Genomic DNA, 17,269 nt, shown 5'->3' with positions numbered 1-17,269 from the left:
CTCTGCGCGGGGTTGCCCTTTGCCGCCAGCTTTGCTTTGTCTTTGGCGACCAAACCGGCCGGGGGAGAGGCCGGCAGCCGAGAGGATCACCAAAATGGCAAAAGTCGCATTTCTTGGCCTCGGCGTCATGGGCTATCCCATGGCCGGGCACCTTCAGGCCGCGGGCCACGACGTCACCGTCTACAACCGCACCGCCTCCAAGGCCGAGGCCTGGGTCAAGCAGCATGGCGGGGCGATGGCCTCGACCCCGGAAGAGGCCGCGCGGGGGGCCGAGTTCGTCATGGCCTGCGTCGGCAATGACGACGACCTGCGCATGGTCTGCACCGGCGAAGGTGGCGCGTTTCACGGCATGGAGAAGGGCGCGGTCTTTGTCGACCACACCACCGTATCCGCCAAGGTGACCCGCGAACTATACGAGGCCGGCAAGGCGCAGGGCATCGCCTTTGTCGATGCGCCGATCTCGGGCGGTCAGGCGGGGGCCGAGAACGGCGTGCTGTCGATCATGTGCGGCGGCGACCAGGAGGCCTATGACAAGGCCGAGCCGATCATGCAGGTCTATGCCAGGATCTGCCGCCGCATCGGCGACAGCGGCGCGGGCCAGATGACCAAGATGTGCAACCAGATCGCCATCGCAGGTCTTGTTCAGGGCCTGAGCGAGGCGCTGCATTTCGCCGAGAAGGCCGGGCTCGACGGGCGCGCCGTCGTCGAAGTCATCAGCCAGGGCGCCGCGGGCAGTTGGCAGATGTCGAACCGCTATGAAACCATGCTGGACGATCACTTCGATCACGGTTTCGCGGTGGACTGGATGCGCAAGGATCTGGGGATCTGCCTGTCGACCGCCAACGAGACCGGGGCCTCGTTGCCGGTCACCGCGCTGGTGGACCAGTTCTACAAGGACGTGCAGAAGATGGGCGGCGGGCGCTGGGATACCTCGTCACTGATCAAGCGCCTGCGGGCCATGGGGTGAGACAAGGGGGCTGTCTGCCCCCTCTTGGCCCGTCGGGCCAATTCACCCCCGAGGATATTTTGGGCCAGATGAAGGAATTCCCGATGCATTCGGGACAGGGAACTGCATGAGCGACTTGACGACATTCTGGGCGGATGCGCTGCGCCGCTTCTGGGGGCTGGACACCCGGCTGACGCGGCTTGACGGCGAATATGACCTGAACTTTCTGGCCCAGGCCACGAACGGGCAGGATTACGTGCTGAAGGTGATGCGCGCCGGCTGCGACGCGGGGCTGGTAGATCTGCAGATCAAGGCGCTGGAACATATTGCCCGTGAGGCGCCCGGCCTGCCCTTTCCTGACGTGATCCATGCTCTGGACGGAAGCGCCCTTCCCGAAATCGCCGACGAGAGCGGAGCAGTCCGACTGGTCTGGCTGCAGAACCGCCTGCCGGGGCAGTGCTATGCGAAAGCGGCGCCGAAGTCGGAGGAACTCATCCTCAGGCTGGGCCGCGTTCTGGGGGCGACCGACCGCGCGCTGGAGCACTTCTCGCACCCGCAGTTGCATCGCGAGGATTTCAAGTGGGATCTGATGCAGGCCGGCTGGATCGCGGACAGGCTGGACGCGGTTGCCGATCCCATGCGCCGGGCGCTGCTGGAAGACATCACCGAGGGTTTCGCCGCCATCTCGGACAAGCTGGACAAGCTGCCCAGACAAGCCATCCACAACGATGCCAACGACTACAACATCCTGGTCGAGGGCGAGTTGGGCGAGCGGCGCGGTATCTCGGGCCTGATCGACCTGGGCGACATGTGTGCGGCGCCAAAGGTCTGTGAGGTGGCGATTGCCGCGGCCTATGTGGTTCTCGACCATCCCAGGCCCGAGCAGGCGCTGGCCGCGCTTGTCAGCGGCTATCACGCCGCCAACCGTCTCGCGCCGGAGGAAGTCGATCTGATCTGGCCGCTTCTGCGGATGCGGCTGGCGGTTTCGGTGGTCAACTCGACCCTCATGGCGGCAGAGAACCCCGATGATCCCTATGTGACGATCAGCCAAGCCCCCGCCTGGCGCTTTCTGGAGAATGGCTCGGTCAATGGCGGCCTGATGCCGGCCCGGCTGCGCGCGGCCTGCCATCTGCCGGTGACCGACGGGGCCGAGCGCATCCATGCCTATCTGAACGACCATCGCGGCGAGTTCGCGCAGCTGTTCGGAGAGGATCTGTCGGACGCGCCGATGGGGTCGCTGTCGGTCGAGAACTCGACCTGGCCGCGGGATCCGTTCCACATGCCGCTGGAGGAAGCCGCGCGCGTCGGCGAGGAATTCGGCGAGGGGATCTGGCTAGGCTATTACAACGAGCCGCGCCTGATCTACACCGAAGGGGCGTTTCGCAAGGGGCCGTGGAAGGCGTCGGACCGGCGCACCGTGCATCTGGCGGTGGATGTCTTTGCGCCCGCCGGAACCACGCTTTACGCGCCGCTCAGCGGGCGGGTGGAGGCGGTCGAGAACCGCACGGGGCATCTCGATTATGGCGGCGTGGTGATCCTGCACCACGAAACGCCCGAGGGCGATCCTTTCTATACGCTCTATGGCCATCTCGATCCGGAGATTTGCGACAGGCTGAAGCCCGGCGACCCGGTGGCGCAGGGTTCGGCCTTTGCCCTGCTGGGGGATGTTGGCCAGAATGGCGGCTGGGCGCCGCATGTGCATTTCCAGCTGGCGCTGACAACCGCAGGGATGGAGAGTGACTGGCCCGGCGTGGGCGATCCCGACGAGCTGTATCTGTGGCACGCCGTCTGCCCCAACCCGGCGGCGCTGCTGAACCTGCCCGACGACAAGGTGCACTATCACCCGACCGACAAGGCGGCGGTGCTGCAGGGGCGGCGGGATCATTTCGGCGGCAACCTGTCGCTGACCTATGACGACCCGGTCATGCTGGTGCGCGGGTGGAGACATCACCTGTTCGATGAATGGGGCCGGCCCTATCTGGACGCCTACAACAACGTGCCGCATGTGGGCCACGCGCATCCGCGCATTCAGGCGGTGGCGGCGGATCAGTTGAAGCGGATGAACTCGAACACCCGCTATCTGCACCCTGCGCAGGTCGCCTTTGCCGAAAAGGTGCTGTCAAAGCTGCCGGACCATTTGCAGGTCTGTTTCTTTGTCAATTCCGGCACCGAGGCCAACGAGCTGGCGTTGCGGCTGGCCCGCGCACATACCGGCGCCAAAGGCATGGTGACGCCCGATCACGGCTATCACGGCAATACCACCGGCGCGATCGACATCTCGGCCTACAAGTTCAACAAGCCCGGCGGGCCGGGCCAGCCGGACTGGGTGGAACTGGTCGAGGTGGCCGACGACTATCGCGGCTCGTTCCGGCGCGACGATCCCGACAGGGCGCAGAAATACGCCGATCTCGTGGATGGCGCCATCGCGGCGCTAAAGGAAAAGGGCCACGGGGTCGCGGGCTTCATCGCCGAGACCTTCCCCTCGGTCGGTGGCCAGATCATCCCGCCCAAGGGCTACCTGCCGGCGGTCTATGAAAAGATCCGCGCCGCCGGTGGCGTCTGCATCGCCGACGAGGTGCAGACCGGGCTGGGGCGCCTGGGCGACTATTATTTCGGGTTCGAGCACCAGGGCGCGCGCCCGGATATCGTCGTCCTGGGCAAGCCGATCGGCAACGGCCACCCGCTGGGCGTTCTGGTCACGACGCGGGCCATCGCCGACAGCTTTGCGAAAGGGCCCGAATTCTTTTCGACCTTCGGCGGCTCGACGCTTTCCTGCCGGATCGGCAAGGAGGTTCTGGACATCGTCGATGACGAGGGGTTGCAGGAAAATGCGCGCCTGATGGGTGGCCGCCTGATGGATGGGCTGCGCCGGATCGAGGCCGAGTTCGGCTGCGTCGGCGACGTGCGTGGCATGGGGCTGTTCCTGGGGGTGGAACTGGTGAACCCGGACGGCTCGGAGGGCACCGAGATCTGCAAGTTCGTCAAGAACAGGATGCGCGATCACCGCATCCTGATCGGCAGCGAGGGGCCCAAGGACAACATCCTGAAAATCCGCCCGCCGCTGACCATCGACGAGGAAGGCGTGGACATGATCCTGTGGGCCCTGCGCGAGGTGTTGTCCGAAGTAGGCGACTTTGCCCCCGCCCCGGTCTGCGATCACGACCACCATCACGCAGGGTGCGGGTGCTGTTGAATATCAGGCCCCGGCCATCTTGAGCCGGGGCCTGGTTTGAGCTCAAATTCGCTCCGTGAACGGATGCGTCACAAGCTCATTTCGTCAGAATCAGCTTGCCGGCACGGGTGATGCGCAGCGTGTAGAGCTGGTCGCCCAGCGCGATATGGGCCAGGTTGCCGCCCTTGGTCAGGTCCTCGGCCTTGTGTGCCGGCAGCGACGAGACGGCATAACCTTGGGTCGGGGTCGGGTTCTGAACATTCATCGGGTCATCTCCAGCGTTTGAAGGACGAAAGCGCATCTGGCCGTCAGGCCGGGTTTTCACGTTTCGCATCCTGGGGTCTCGATCTGGCTGACCCGAAAGTCCGGGCTGGCTGGTGTAATGGGGCTTATTTCTGATAAAAATACTAAGATTTGTCAAGCGCCGGTTTTCTGACTTTTTTCAATGAGTGATTGATATTCATGTTTATGAATGTCATGACTCCTGCAAGGAGGACCACCCGATGAACTTGAACCGCCGCGCCATGTTGACAGGGACCGGGGCCGCGCTGGCCGTGCTGGCCGCGCGCCCCCTTTGGGCAACGTCCGAAGTGATGCTTGGCAACACCCGCATCCTGAGCCTCAGCGACGGGCACCTGACCCTGCCCCGCGATTTCATCTTTGCACCGATGCCGCAAGAGGAACTCGCACCGATTCTGACCCAATATGGTCTCGGCGACGGCCCGCTGACTCCGCCGTGCAACATCACGTTGATGCAGAGCGAAGACCGGGTGGTGCTGTTCGACGCCGGCTCTGGCCTGTCCTTCCAGGACACGGCCGGGAAACTGCCCGACGCGCTGGATTCGGTTGGCCTGTCCCCCGAGGACGTGACCCATGTGGTGTTCACCCACGGCCACCCCGATCACCTGTGGGGCGTTCTGGACGATTTCGACGAGCCGCTGTTCGCGAATGCGGAACACATGATGGGCAAGGCCGAGTGGGAGTATTGGCTGAACCCCAACACCGTGAATGAAATCGAATCCGCGCGCACGACCATGGCCGTCGGCGCAAAGCGCAGGCTGGAGGTGCTGGAAGACGCGATCACCTTGTTCGAGGACGGGCAGGAAATCCTGCCCGGTGTCGCCGCCCACGCCACGTTCGGGCACACGCCGGGGCATATGTCCTTCGAGTTGCGCAGCGGGAGCGAGGCGGTATTCGTCACCGGCGATGCGATCGGCAACCACCATGTCGCCTTTGCGCGCCCGGACTGGCATTCCGGTTCGGATCAGGACAAGCCCACCGCCGCCGCGACGCGCGTCCGCCTGATGGACAAGCTGGCCTCGGAGCAGATCCCCATCATCGGCTTCCATCTGCCTTCGGGCGGGCTGGGGCATGTGGAGCGCAAGGACGACGCCTATCGCTTCGTCCCGAGAGACAGCTAAGCCCCCTCAGGTCAGCCCGTCAGTTGGCGCCACGCGGATTTCAGCCCCTCGAGCGTCACGCGGGACTCGTCGGCCAGGGCCGCCGGCGCGCCCTGCTCGGACAGCGCGTCCACGTAAAGCGTCGCCAGTTCGCCGTCGCCCACGACCGCAAGTTGCTGGCCCAGCCAGAAGGGCCGCGCCGCCGCCAATTCCGCTCCGATCAGAGCGCCAAGCAGGCGCGCCCTCGCCTCTGCGGGCTCCAGACCGTCCAGAATCCGGGCCGCGTGGGCCTCGTGCAGCCGCGCCATAACCCGTTCGGGCTTGGCCATGGCATCCGACAAGGCGGCGGCAAAGGCGGTGCGATCCGTCTGCACATCGGCGAGCCGGTGAACCGACAACCGCCCATTCACCAGGGCGTCGAACATGGCGCCGGTCAGGAAGGACTGGAAACTGACGATCTCGCCGGCGCTGACATGAACCCACCGGGTTTCTTCGCCGACCAGGCAGATGACACCGTCCCAGTTCTTGTTCAGCGCAAGGAACCCCTCGACCCGGGTCTCGTCGCCTTGCATCAGGTCCAGCGGCGCCGACTGACGCAGGCCCGGTATCACGCGCAGCTCGATCCGGGGGGCGCCGATGTCGATCGACCACAGACCCTCGGACAGAGGTTTGCAGGGGACGGCGTTGCCGACGGGGCCGAGCACGCCGCAGGCCAGAACGAGGTTCTGATCGCTGGTGAGCCAGTCGGATAGCCAGCCGGCAAGATTTTCGGTCGTTGCATGCTGCTGACGGTGGTCGCGCACATCCGTGCCGCGCATCGCCCAGGCCCGTTGCCGGCTTCGTCCCCAATCAACCGCGATCCAATCCTGTGACATTTTTGCCCCGCTTGTCCGAGTATCGTGCGGATGGTTCTAGGTCAGCCCGGACCGGTGATCCAGCCCTTCGGGCCGAGACCGGCGGCCAAATGGCTCCGGGGTCGCGGTGCGGGTCTGCCAGCCGGAACGAGGGGCATTCGTCCATTTTGTACCGGGGTTTCCTGACGGAATGTCCGTTTTGTACAAAACCGCCGGGCCGCGCCCGACGGTGATCGGCGATCAGACCGGCAGCTTGGAAACCGCGCCCGCCATCTCCTTCGACGACAGAAACATCTCGGGCAACTCGGCCAGAACCGCGTCGATCGGATCGTAGACCTCTGACGCTGCGCGCAGCAGGTCTTGGGGGATCTGCTTGGGCGCGCGCTCTTTCCTCTCGGGCGGGGTGAAGTTCAGCCCGGTGAATTCGGCGATGTCCTTCTGCCGCCGCCAGATCGCATCGTAGTGGACGCAGAGCACGGGGACGTCCTCGAAGGTGGCCCAGGCCCTGACCTGCTCGGCCTGGCGCAGCACGTCATAACGGAACAGATCGTCAAAGCCGCCCTTGGCGTGCAGGTGATAGAAGTGGTCGGCGATCCAGTCCGGCCCGTAGCGCTCCATCGCGGAATAGACCGACAGGGCCGAGTCCCGGGCCGAGCCGAAGCAGAACACGACCTTGACGTTGTCGCGCCCGCGCAGGGCGTCGGGAAAGTCGTGGGTCTTGGTGACGGTGCCCGGCTCGAGCGGGGCGTCCTTGAGGCGGGCGTCGAAGGGGAAGCCCTGTTTCTTCCACCAGAACCGACGGTTGCGCGCCTTGCGCAGCGCGGCATAGGTCAGCGTGCTGCCCGACCGGCCGTTGCTGGCAACGACGATGCAGGGGCGTGGGGCGAGCAGGAACGAGGCGAGTGTGATCACCGGAGCAGGGTCTCGGGTTCTGGCCGTGGGGCCTCGGGTGAGGTCGGGCGTTTCGTTTCCCGTTGGTAGCCTCTGCGGCGGGTGGGGTTCAAGGGTGTCCGGTTGGGTTGGGTCGCGGCGGGCCCTATCGAGATATGGCCGGGTTGGCGGGAGAATGGGGTATGGTGGGTGCGAGCACGAGTTCTACGCTTGCTGAAATTGCTATGTGACAAGCTCGCTAGGTCGTTTTGGCGCGAGTGAAAACGCATTTCAAGATTGCAAAAAAAATTGCCAAAGGGAGTTGCCCTGTGAAAAATGACTGGCGGCACATCAATAATAGGAACAGATACATGCTTGTTTTTAGAACTTGGATTTCAGCGCTCGCGTGTTTCCTTGCAGGATCATTGAGCGCACAATCGCTTGAAGATGATGATTTTGAGACAATCAAAGAGAGCGTTGTTGCGATTTGCGGAGAGTTTGCTCGCAGTGGATCGTCAAGCGAGGTCGATGCAAGCGGGGCTATTAATGTTGATTTGTTAAACTTATCGCGGCTATTTGCGGACTTTAGCTCGGAGGGAGAAGGGGAATTTTCAGCTGATGAATATATCGGCGTGTTGCGAGAAGAGTTAGGCGACGAAATAAAGGATAATAGAGCCTGTCGCATGAAGATTTGGAATGACTTTGTTTCAAAGGTCTTGTTGAAAAGTGGAGACGAAGCAACGGATCTTTCCAATCGAGCCGCACAGTACGTCGGTCAATCCAGTATCTTCGACTGCAAGACCACTCAGTATTTCGAGGTTTGTGTTGATAGTTCGCGAATTCGAGGAAATTTCGCCGACTTGAGTTTGACCCTGCAAAATAGGACTGAGGAGAAAATTCGCCTTTGCCAATCTACTCCACATGCATACGCGATTTCCGAAGACGGAAAGAAATCAGAAGTCGGACGAAGATACGACTGCAGGGATATAATGGGTGGAGGCGCCGAACGTTTCGGGTTCCTTTTTGAATTCGACGGTAGCGCCGGACAATCATTTGACGCTACCGTTATCTTCACCGAACCATCGACCCAGTTCACGTTCAGAAATCTTCGCTGAGATTCCAGAGACAGGAGTAGGAAGCGAACTACCTCACGAACTTCTTGTATTTCAACCGCTTGGGCTCCAGCGCATCCGGTCCCAGACGGCGTTTCTTGTCCTCTTCGTAATCCTCGAAGTTGCCCTCGAACCACTCCACATGGGCGTCGCCCTCGAAGGCGAGGATGTGGGTGCAGATGCGGTCGAGGAAGAAGCGGTCGTGCGAGATGACCACGGCGCAGCCGGCGAAATCCACCAGCGCGTCTTCCAGCGCGCGCAGGGTTTCGACGTCGAGGTCGTTGGTCGGTTCGTCGAGCAGGATGACGTTGCCGCCCTCTTTCAGCAGCCGGGCCATGTGGACGCGGTTGCGCTCGCCGCCCGAGAGCAGCGAGACCTTCTTTTGCTGGTCGCCGCCCTTGAAGTTGAAGGACGAACAATAGGCGCGCGAGTTGACCTGCGCGTCGCCCAGCTGGATCAGCTCGGCGCCGCCCGAGATCGCCTCCCACACGGTGTCGTTGCCGTTGAGGTCGTCGCGCGACTGGTCGACGTAGGACAGCTTCACCGTGTCGCCGTATTCGATCGTGCCGGCGTCGGGTTTTTCCTGGCCGGTCAGCATCTTGAACAGGGTCGATTTACCGGCGCCGTTGGGGCCGATGACGCCCACGATGCCACCCGGCGGCAGGCTGAAGGAGAGATCCTCGATCAGTTGCTTGTCGCCCATGTGCTTGGACAACCCGTTGACCTCGATCACCTTGCTGCCCAGGCGCGGACCGTTGGGGATGACGATCTGGGCGCGGGTGATTTTCTCGCGCTCGGATTGCTGGGCCAGTTCGTTGTAGGCGTTGATCCGGGCCTTCTGCTTGGCCTGGCGGGCCTTTTGCCCCTGGCGCATCCATTCCAGTTCGCGTTGCAGGGTTTTCTGCTTGGACTTGTCCTCGCGCGCTTCCTGTTCCAGCCGCTTGGCCTTCTGCTCGAGCCACGAGGAATAGTTGCCCTCGTAGGGGATGCCGCGGCCGCGGTCGAGTTCCAGGATCCAGCCGGTGATGTCATCCAGGAAGTAGCGGTCGTGGGTGACGATCAGGATGGTGCCCTTGTAGTCGATCAGGTGCTGCTGCAGCCAGGCGATGGTCTCGGCGTCGAGGTGGTTGGTCGGTTCGTCGAGCAGAAGCATGTCGGGCGCTTCGAGCAGCAGCTTGCACAGCGCCACGCGGCGTTTCTCGCCGCCCGAGAGGGTTTCGACATTGGCGTCGTCCGGCGGGCATCGCAGCGCCTCCATCGAGACGTCGATCTGGCTGTCGAGATCCCACAGGTTCTCGGCGTCGATCTTGTCCTGAAGCTGGGCCATCTCCTCGGCGGTTTCGTCCGAGTAGTTCATGGCCAGTTCGTTGTAGCGGTCGAGGATGGCCTTTTTCCCGGCGACGCCCAGCATGACGTTCTCGCGCACGGTCAGGTTGGGGTCGAGTTGGGGCTCCTGCGGCAGGTAGCCGACCTTGGCGCCCTCGGCGGCCCAAGCCTCGCCAGTGTAGTCCTTGTCGAGGCCGGCCATGATCTTCATCAGCGTCGATTTACCGGCGCCGTTGACGCCGACGACGCCGATCTTGACGCCGGGCAGGAAGCTCAGGTTGATGTTCTCGAAGCACTTCTTGCCACCGGGATAGGTCTTGGAGACACCCTGCATGTGGTAGACATATTGATAGGCGGCCATGTCGCGTCCTCTGATACGGGGAAAATCGGGTTGGGCGCTTGATAGCCAAGCTGGCAGGGCGGGGCAAGCAGCCGGCGGCGTGAATCTGCCGCAGGAAACTTGCCGGTGGTTCATGGGCTGAAGGCTGGCGCTCGATTGACATTCGGCACCAAGTTTGCGCAACAGCAGGGGATGATGAGGCATTCCATTCCCTTTGCGCGGCCCGGGCAGGTCGTCGGACTGCTGGGCGGGTCGTTCGATCCGCCGCACGAGGGCCATGTGCATGTGACGCTCGAGGCGATGAAGGCCTTTGGGCTGGACCGGGTCTGGTGGCTGGTGTCCCCGGGCAACCCGTTGAAGCGGCGCTGCCCGGCCCCGTTGGAGCGCAGGATGCGGGCGGCCCGCGCCATGATGCGGCATCCGCGGGTCGAGATCACCGATATCGAGGCGCAGATCGGAACGCGGGCCACGGCGGACACGCTGCGGGCGCTGAGGGCGCTTTATCCCGGGGTTCGGTTCGTCTGGCTGATGGGGGCCGACAACCTGGCGCAGCTGCACCAGTGGCAGAACTGGCGCGAAATCATGGAAAACTGCCCCGTCGGGGTGGTGGCCCGGCCCGGAGACCGGATCTCGGCGCGGATGTCTCCGGCGGCGCGGGCCTATGGGCGGTTCCGGCTGGACGGAGAGGCCCGTCACCTGCTGGGCCGGTCGGCCGCGCCGGCGTGGTGTTTCGTGAACGTGCCGATGGTCAACGTGAGTTCGACCGAGATACGGACCCGTGGCGAGTGGGGCCAAAGCCACGCGGACGAAAAATCTCATCGACATTGAGGCCCGGACGCGGGACAATCCGGTTATTCACTTGTTTGAGCGGGCACTCCGGGATTTTATCGTGCCATGACTGATCGGATTTCACGTCGGTTCTTTCTCGCGGGATTGGGGGCGGCGCTTGCCCCGTCCGCGGGGTGGGCCAACCCGCCGGCGGTCTCTCTCAGGCCACAGCTGCGCACGGCCCCTCTGAGCGGGCCGGAGAGGGTCGTCCGGTCCGCCGGGCTGAAGGGCGAGGTGGTCTTTGCGGTCGCTGACGTGAAAACCGGGGTCCAGCTGGAGGCGCTTGGGGCGGACGAGGGCCTGCCGCCGGCCAGCGTCGCCAAGGCCCTGACCGCGCTGTATGCGCTGGACATGCTGGGGCCGGATCACCGGTTCGAAACCCGCCTGATCGCGGGCGGGCCGGTCGAGAACGGCGTCATCAAGGGCGATCTGATCCTTGCCGGTGGCGGCGACCCGCTGCTGGATACCGAGGCGCTGGCCGCGATGGCGGCCAATCTGCGCGAGGCGGGAATCCGCGAGGTGCGGGGGGATTTCAAGGTCTATGAAGGCGCCCTGCCCTATGTCTTCAGCATCGATCCCGGCCAGCCGGATCACGTGGGATACAGCCCGGCGGTCACCGGCATCTCGCTGAATTTCAACCGTGTGCATTTCGAGTGGAAGCGGGCGGCCACCGGATACGACGTGACCATGGACGCGCGCAGCGCGAACTACAAACCCCGCGTGGAAATGGCCCGGATGAAGGTCAAGAACCGCAGGCTGCCGATCTATACCTACGAAGCGACCGCGCGGGCCGACAACTGGACGGTGGCGCGGGCGGCTCTGGGGAAAGGGGGCGCACGGTGGCTGCCGGTGCGCAAGCCGTCGCTCTATGCCGGGGACGTGTTCCGCACGCTGGCGCGGGTGAACGGCATCGTGCTGGGCCGGACGCAGGTCGTGCGCACCGCGCCCGAGGGGACCGCGCTGGTGGTCCACCGCAGCGCACCGCTGACGGATATCCTGCGCGGGATGCTGAAATATTCGACGAACCTGACCGCCGAGATGGTGGGAATGGCGGCCACCAAGGCGCGCGGGGTCATGCCCGGCGATCTGCGCGAGTCGGCGGCCGAAATGAACCGCTGGGCCGCCGAGACATACGGGGCGACGCGGATCGCGATGGTGGATCACTCGGGGCTGGGGGATGCCTCGCGCATGGCGCCGGGGGATCTGGTCAAGGCCTTGGTCGAGGCGCGCAAGTCGGACCTTCTGCGGCCGCTGCTCAAGCCATACCGGCTGAAGGACAGCAAGGGCCGGCCGGTCAAGTCGCATCCGATCAAGGTGGATGCCAAGACCGGAACCCTGAATTTCGTCTCGGGGCTGGGCGGTTTCATGACCACGGCCGATGGGGCCGAGCTGGCCTTTGCCATATTCACCGCGGACATGGCCCGCCGGGCGCAGCTGAGCAAGGCCGAGCGGGAGCGGCCCCAGGGTGCGCGGCCCTGGAACCGGAGGTCGCGAAACCTGCAGCAGGCGTTGATCGAACGCTGGGGCGCCCTTTACGGAAGCTGACCCGCGCGGTCAGGTGGTGTGCCGCGCCCGTGCGCCGCGCTCGATCGCGGCGGCGTGCAGGCGGTCGATGTCCAGTTCGTAGCGGATCTCTTCCAGCAGGCGCAGTTCGGACTCGGCCAGTTTGCCGTCGGCCGCCGCCACGTCGCAGGCCAGCGCATAGGCGGTTTCATTCAGCCGTTCGGGCAGGTTGTTGCGGATCAGGCCAAAGAGCGCATCCAGACCTTCCTCTTGTTCGAACAGGTCGAACACGGTCTGCGAGATGCGTTTCACCCGGTCGATATCGTAATCGGCAAAGACCGGCAGCATGTTCACGGCGGTCTCGATCTTGACCAGTTCCGCCGTTCTTATGTTCTCGTCCGAGGCCGAGATCGCGACCATGATCGCCACCAGGCAATCCTGCGGAGTCATCGGGTGGGGAACTTGCTCGTTCATGGTCTTGTCCTGCTGCCGATTTTCATTCCAGCGCAAGATACGGGCGGAGATTGGCGGGTTCAACACCCGCCTTGGATTTTGCGCAGCGGGGTCAGGCCCGCGCCGAGAAGCGGTATTCGATTTCTTCGAAACTCCGGGTGGCGATGCGCGGGGCTATTTCCTGTCGGCGCGCGATGGCTGGCCGCCGAGCCGCAAGTGCGGGAAATCCTGGGCTGGATCGCGGAAAAGGGGCAGAAATAGCCCTTGTTTGCCTGTCTGTTTGTTGACTCATGCTGCACCGGCACAATAGGAGGGACCGGTCCGGTCGCATGGGGCGGCCGGCGCCGTTTTTCCGATGGAGATCAAACCAAAATGTCCGAACTGCGTGAAACCGCTCTTGCGTCCAAGGCCTGGCCTTTCGAAGAGGCGCGCCGGGTGCTCAAACGCTACAGACATGCTCCGCCGGAAAAGGGCTATGTGCTGTTCCAGACCGGCTATGGCCCCTCGGGCCTGCCGCATATCGGCACCTTCGGCGAGGTGGCGCGGACCTCGATGGTGCGTCACGCCTTCGAGCAGCTGAGCGATATTCCCACCAAGCTGATCTGCTTTTCCGACGACATGGACGGGTTCCGCAAGGTGCCCGGCAACGTGCCCATGCAGGAAGAGCTGAAGCAGGACCTGAACCTGCCGCTGACCAAGGTGCGCGACCCGTTCGGCACGCATGAGGGCTTTGCCCAGCACAACAACGCGCGGCTGTGCGAGTTCCTCGACAGTTTCGGGTTCGACTACGAGTTCGCCTCGGCCACCGAGTACTACACCTCCGGGCGCTTCGACGAGATGCTGCTGGTGGCGCTGGAGCGGTTCGACAAGATCATGGAGATCATGCTGCCGACGCTCGGCCCCGAGCGGCGCGAGACCTATTCGCCCTTCCTGCCGATCTCGCCCAAGACGGGCCATGTGCTGCAGGTGCCGACGCTGGAGCGCAATGTCGAAAAGGGCACCATCGTCTACGAGGAACCCGATGGCGAGCGGGTCGAGATCCCGGTCACCGGCGGCCATGTCAAGATGCAGTGGAAGCCCGACTGGGCGCTGCGCTGGGCCGCGCTGGGCGTGGATTACGAGATGTCGGGCAAGGACCTGATCGACTCGGTCACGCAGTCGTCCAAGATCTGCCGGGCGCTGGGCAAGCAGCCGCCCGAGACGCTGAGCTATGAGCTGTTCAACGACGAGCACGGCCAGAAGATCTCGAAATCGAAGGGCAACGGCCTGTCGATGGAGGAGTGGCTGACCTATGCCGCGCCCGAGAGCCTGTCGTATTTCATGTACCAGAAGCCCAAGACGGCGAAGCGGCTGTATTTCGACGTGATCCCCAAGGCGGTGGACGAGTATCACCAGCAGTTGCGGGCCTATCCGGGGCAGGACCTGAAGGCGCAGCTGAACAACCCCGTCTGGCATATCCACGGCGGCGAGGTGCCTGAATCGACCCTGATCGTGCCCTTTGCGATGCTGCTGAACCTGGCCTCGGTTTCCGGCGCCGAGGACAAGGAGACGCTGTGGGGCTTCATCCGCCGCTATGCGCCCGAGGCCACGGCCGAGACCCACCCCGACCTGGATCAGGCGGCCGGGTTCGCGGTGCGCTACTACAACGATTTCGTCAAACCCACCCGCACGTTCCGCCTGCCGACCGAGCAGGAGCGCGAGGCGCTGGAGGCGCTGAAGGCGGCGCTGGAAGCCTATGACGGGCCGATCGAGGACGAGGCGCTGCAATCGGTGGTCTATGCCATCGGCCGGGAACGGTTCGACCCGATGCGCGCCTGGTTCACGGCGCTCTACGAGGTTCTGCTGGGCGCCAGCCAGGGGCCCCGCTTCGGTGGATTCATCGCGCTCTATGGCGTGGCGGAAACCATCGCCCTGATCGACAAGGCGCTGGCCGGCGAACTGGTCTGAACAAGATCTGCGGGGGCTGTGCAAGGCCCCTGCCCCCTGCCCCGCGCAACGCCACCGTCACGGTGATGTGAGCCGGGGTTAACCCCTTTGCAATACCCAGATGGCTGTGTTCGGGGCTTGCCCGAACCCGGCTTTTGATGCGCGCGACGCAGTGGACCGCGGCGCGAATGGGAAAGGGGTTTCAATGAACAAGGCAATCACGGACGGCATCGTGTTCATGCCGCCGGCTTTCGTGAACGGTTTGGACGTCTGGTCGAGCGGCGACGGCACGCCCGGGTCGGATACCTATGCCGCCTCAGGCAGCGCGGCCTTCGTCCCGGCGGACGCGGATTTCGGCGGCTGCCTGGAGTTGCAGAAGACGAATGCGACGCAGAAGCTGCGCTACATGGGGCAGACCCCCCTGCTGCCGGGGTGCTACCTGCAGATCACGGCGCGCATCAAGGCGGTGAGCGGGCCGCTGCCCAGCGTTCGGATCGCCGGCTGGGCCGGAGGTGCGGGCGACGTGCATGTCGCCGGCCTGACCGAACAGGGGCCGGCGGTGGCCCTGACGAACTATGGCACCGTCGTCGAGGTCAGCGCCATCGTCGGCACCGGCCATCGGGACGGCGTGGACATGCCTTGGGGGGCGTCGGCGCTTTACGGCCATTTCGGGCTGAATCTGGAAGGCCCCAATGGCGGGGTCGTGCGGGTCGACGACATTCGGATCGAGGATGTCACCAGCGTCTTTCTGCGCGACATGGTCGGCGTGGTGGACGTGCGCGACTATGGCGCGCGCGGCGACGGGGTGACCGATGACTGGGCCGCCTTCGAGGCGGCGGACAACGCGGCCAATGGCCGAAAGGTGCTGGTGCCCGAGGGCACCTATTTCCTGGGCGAAACCACCAGCATGAATTCCGAGATCGAGTTCGAGGGCACGGTTTCGATGCCCACCGACAAGATGCTGCTGCTGACCAAGAATTTCGATCTGCCGACCTATATCGCGGCCTTCGGGGACGAGGCGCTGGCCTTTCGCAAGGCATTCCAGGCGCTGATCAACAACTCGGACCACGAGTCGCTGGACATGGGCGGGCGCAAGGTCTCGGTGAGCGCGCCGATCGACATGCAGGCCGCGGTGCCGAACCGGACCAGCTATGCCACCCGGCGGGTGATCCGCAACGGGCAGCTGGACGTGAAGGACAGCCCGGCATGGGACACCGACACCTTCACCTCGCAGGCAAGTTATGATCCGAACGATCCCTACAAGCTGACCAACGTGGTCAACGTGGCCAATATCCCGGTGGGGGCATTGGTTCAGGGCAGCGGCGTCGGGCGCGAGATCTATGTGCGCTCGAAAAACGAAGGGGCGGCCGAGATCACCCTGAGCGCGCCCTTGCATGATGCGGCGGGAACGCAGAGCTTTACCTTCGTCGATTTCAAGTACCTGCTGGATTTCAAGGGCTTCAGCTCGTTGCAGAAATTCGGCATGGAGGACATCGAGTTCCAGTGCAACAGCCGGTGCAGCGCCATCCGGCTGGCGCCGTCGGGGGCCACCTTTTCGTTGACGAACTGTTTCGTGAGCCGGCCCAAGGATCGCGGCATCACCTCGATCGGGACCGGGTGTCAGGGAATGCTGATCGACGGCTGCCAGTTCCTGTCGGCCGAGGAAAGCCTGACCGTGCCCGAGCGGGCGTCGATCGCGCTCAACGCCAATGCCAATGACATCAAGCTGCGGCACAACCGGGCGACCCGGTTCCATCACTTTGCGGTTCTGGGCGGCGACAACAACATGGTGCTGGGCAACCATTTCTTCCAGGGCGACAGCGTTCCCAACGGCACCCGGTCGGCGGGGCTGGTGGTGATCGGCACCTATACCAGCTCGACCATCGCCGAGAATTACGTCGACAACTGCTATATCGAGTGGACCAACGAGCATGACCCCTCGCCCGATTTCACCACCGGGTTCTCCTTCAGCGCGATGAGCATCACCGACAACATTTTCCTGTCGGGCGAGGTGGCGCCCTGGTTCAGCTATATCGTCATCCGGCCCTATGGCTCGGGGCATTTCCTGAACGGGCTGACGGTCACCGGCAACAAGTTCCGCTCGATCAACGGCTATATCGACCGGGCCGAGCGGGTCGACACCAGCCATGCCGGGCTGGACTACAACCGCTGCGTCCATGTGGTGTTCGAGGGCAACACCTATCACGGGGTCAGCGCGAAATCCGCCAATCCGCTCCGGCTGCGTCACAGCCAGAACACGGCGGCGCAGACCTGGGTGATCGATCCCGGCGGAGAGTTGCCGTTCGGCGCAAAGGCGCGGGGCTGCGACAGCGTGATGGCGCTGGACGCGCTGCGCACCGGCGGCGAGGCGATCCGTTACGCCACCCCCTATGCGCTGGTGCAGCAGGGCGCGCAGCAGGATCAGATACATCTGAAATGGCCGGAAGCCCTGAAGGGCACGGTGTCCGTGATCATGAGGATCGACAAGTAGGCCTGTGTCACCATCCCCGGGGCGCCGCTTGCGGCGGCCCGGATCGCT

General features: G+C 64.0%; 13 protein-coding genes. 8 read left to right on the top strand and 5 right to left on the bottom strand.

All coding sequences use genetic code 11. The features are described 5' to 3' along the window. Positions 1 to 94: 94 nt before the first annotated feature. Both AVO45_RS16160 and AVO45_RS16155 read left to right on the top strand, forming a co-directional pair. Positions 95 to 967, top strand: a complete 873-nt coding sequence (locus AVO45_RS16160) for an NAD(P)-dependent oxidoreductase (RefSeq protein ID WP_068349083.1) — start codon at positions 95 to 97, stop codon at positions 965 to 967. 106 nt (positions 968 to 1,073) lie between these two features. Further along, entirely contained in the window at positions 1,074 to 4,139 is a 3,066-nt protein-coding gene (locus tag AVO45_RS16155; protein WP_068349080.1) for an aminotransferase class III-fold pyridoxal phosphate-dependent enzyme, read from the top strand. Positions 4,140 to 4,215: 76 nt separating this feature from the next. On the opposite strand, the gene hemP is transcribed toward AVO45_RS16155, so the two are convergent. Next, on the bottom strand, positions 4,216 to 4,383 hold the full coding sequence (gene hemP, locus AVO45_RS19495; protein WP_082688839.1) for a hemin uptake protein HemP: 168 nt from the start codon (positions 4,381 to 4,383) through the stop codon (positions 4,216 to 4,218). A 238-nt stretch (positions 4,384 to 4,621) separates the two neighbouring features. Here hemP and AVO45_RS16150 point away from each other — a divergent pair, with 238 nt between their 5' ends. Beyond that, complete coding sequence (locus AVO45_RS16150) at positions 4,622 to 5,539, top strand: MBL fold metallo-hydrolase (RefSeq protein WP_068349077.1); 918 nt, start codon at positions 4,622 to 4,624, stop codon at positions 5,537 to 5,539. Between the two features lie 11 nt (positions 5,540 to 5,550). On the opposite strand, the gene AVO45_RS16145 is transcribed toward AVO45_RS16150, so the two are convergent. Then, the gene (locus tag AVO45_RS16145) at positions 5,551 to 6,393 is read right to left on the bottom strand and encodes a 2-dehydro-3-deoxygalactonokinase (protein WP_068349074.1); all 843 of its coding nucleotides are present in this window, start codon (positions 6,391 to 6,393) and stop codon (positions 5,551 to 5,553) included. A 219-nt stretch (positions 6,394 to 6,612) separates the two neighbouring features. Beyond that, a complete protein-coding gene (locus AVO45_RS16140) occupies positions 6,613 to 7,284 on the bottom strand; it encodes a hypothetical protein (RefSeq protein ID WP_068349072.1) in 672 nt (223 codons plus the stop codon). Between the two features lie 383 nt (positions 7,285 to 7,667). Here AVO45_RS16140 and AVO45_RS19815 point away from each other — a divergent pair, with 383 nt between their 5' ends. Continuing rightward, the gene (locus AVO45_RS19815; protein ID WP_205627905.1) at positions 7,668 to 8,357 is read left to right on the top strand and encodes a hypothetical protein; all 690 of its coding nucleotides are present in this window, start codon (positions 7,668 to 7,670) and stop codon (positions 8,355 to 8,357) included. 28 nt (positions 8,358 to 8,385) lie between these two features. Here AVO45_RS19815 and ettA read toward each other — a convergent pair whose 3' ends face one another. After that, positions 8,386 to 10,041, bottom strand: a complete 1,656-nt coding sequence (ettA, locus tag AVO45_RS16135) for an energy-dependent translational throttle protein EttA (protein ID WP_068349070.1) — start codon at positions 10,039 to 10,041, stop codon at positions 8,386 to 8,388. Between the two features lie 174 nt (positions 10,042 to 10,215). Between ettA and AVO45_RS16130 the strand changes: the two genes are divergently transcribed. Together AVO45_RS16130 and dacB are read left to right on the top strand one after the other, a co-directional pair. Next, a complete protein-coding gene (locus tag AVO45_RS16130; RefSeq protein WP_068349287.1) occupies positions 10,216 to 10,848 on the top strand; it encodes a nicotinate-nucleotide adenylyltransferase in 633 nt (210 codons plus the stop codon). 66 nt (positions 10,849 to 10,914) lie between these two features. Further along, positions 10,915 to 12,393 (top strand): D-alanyl-D-alanine carboxypeptidase/D-alanyl-D-alanine endopeptidase, encoded by a 1,479-nt coding sequence (gene dacB, locus AVO45_RS16125; RefSeq protein WP_068349067.1) that lies wholly within the window; start codon positions 10,915 to 10,917, stop codon positions 12,391 to 12,393. Between the two features lie 9 nt (positions 12,394 to 12,402). On the opposite strand, the gene AVO45_RS16120 is transcribed toward dacB, so the two are convergent. Beyond that, positions 12,403 to 12,825: a tellurite resistance TerB family protein gene (locus tag AVO45_RS16120; RefSeq protein WP_068349285.1), complete on the bottom strand. Its 423-nt coding sequence runs from the start codon at positions 12,823 to 12,825 to the stop codon at positions 12,403 to 12,405. A gap of 351 nt (positions 12,826 to 13,176) precedes the next feature. On the opposite strand from AVO45_RS16120, the gene AVO45_RS16115 reads away from it, so the two are divergent. Both AVO45_RS16115 and AVO45_RS16110 read left to right on the top strand, forming a co-directional pair. Continuing rightward, positions 13,177 to 14,751, top strand: coding sequence for a lysine--tRNA ligase (locus AVO45_RS16115; RefSeq protein ID WP_068349064.1), 1,575 nt, complete (start codon positions 13,177 to 13,179; stop codon positions 14,749 to 14,751). A 184-nt stretch (positions 14,752 to 14,935) separates the two neighbouring features. After that, the gene (locus AVO45_RS16110) at positions 14,936 to 17,221 is read left to right on the top strand and encodes a glycosyl hydrolase family 28-related protein (RefSeq protein WP_068349061.1); all 2,286 of its coding nucleotides are present in this window, start codon (positions 14,936 to 14,938) and stop codon (positions 17,219 to 17,221) included. Positions 17,222 to 17,269: the final 48 nt, after the last annotated feature.

The organism is Ruegeria marisrubri, from assembly GCF_001507595.1.
Taxonomy (GTDB): domain Bacteria; phylum Pseudomonadota; class Alphaproteobacteria; order Rhodobacterales; family Rhodobacteraceae; genus Ruegeria; species Ruegeria marisrubri.
Note: the sequence above shows the minus strand (reverse complement) of the source record. Positions and strands in the feature narration are given on the sequence as shown.

Bases quoted from the DNA above. Each gene is read 5' to 3' on its own strand.
- AVO45_RS16160 (WP_068349083.1), top strand. From the start codon at position 95: ATGGCAAAAGTCGCATTTCTTGGCCTCGGCGTCATGGGCTATCCCATG.
- AVO45_RS16155 (WP_068349080.1), top strand. From the start codon at position 1,074: ATGAGCGACTTGACGACATTCTGGGCGGATGCGCTGCGCCGCTTCTGG.
- hemP (WP_082688839.1), bottom strand. From the start codon at position 4,383: ATGAATGTTCAGAACCCGACCCCGACCCAAGGTTATGCCGTCTCGTCG.
- AVO45_RS16150 (WP_068349077.1), top strand. From the start codon at position 4,622: ATGAACTTGAACCGCCGCGCCATGTTGACAGGGACCGGGGCCGCGCTG.
- AVO45_RS16145 (WP_068349074.1), bottom strand. From the start codon at position 6,393: ATGTCACAGGATTGGATCGCGGTTGATTGGGGACGAAGCCGGCAACGG.
- ettA (WP_068349070.1), bottom strand. From the start codon at position 10,041: ATGGCCGCCTATCAATATGTCTACCACATGCAGGGTGTCTCCAAGACC.
- AVO45_RS16130 (WP_068349287.1), top strand. From the start codon at position 10,216: ATGAGGCATTCCATTCCCTTTGCGCGGCCCGGGCAGGTCGTCGGACTG.
- dacB (WP_068349067.1), top strand. From the start codon at position 10,915: ATGACTGATCGGATTTCACGTCGGTTCTTTCTCGCGGGATTGGGGGCG.
- AVO45_RS16120 (WP_068349285.1), bottom strand. From the start codon at position 12,825: ATGAACGAGCAAGTTCCCCACCCGATGACTCCGCAGGATTGCCTGGTG.
- AVO45_RS16115 (WP_068349064.1), top strand. From the start codon at position 13,177: ATGTCCGAACTGCGTGAAACCGCTCTTGCGTCCAAGGCCTGGCCTTTC.
- AVO45_RS16110 (WP_068349061.1), top strand. From the start codon at position 14,936: ATGAACAAGGCAATCACGGACGGCATCGTGTTCATGCCGCCGGCTTTC.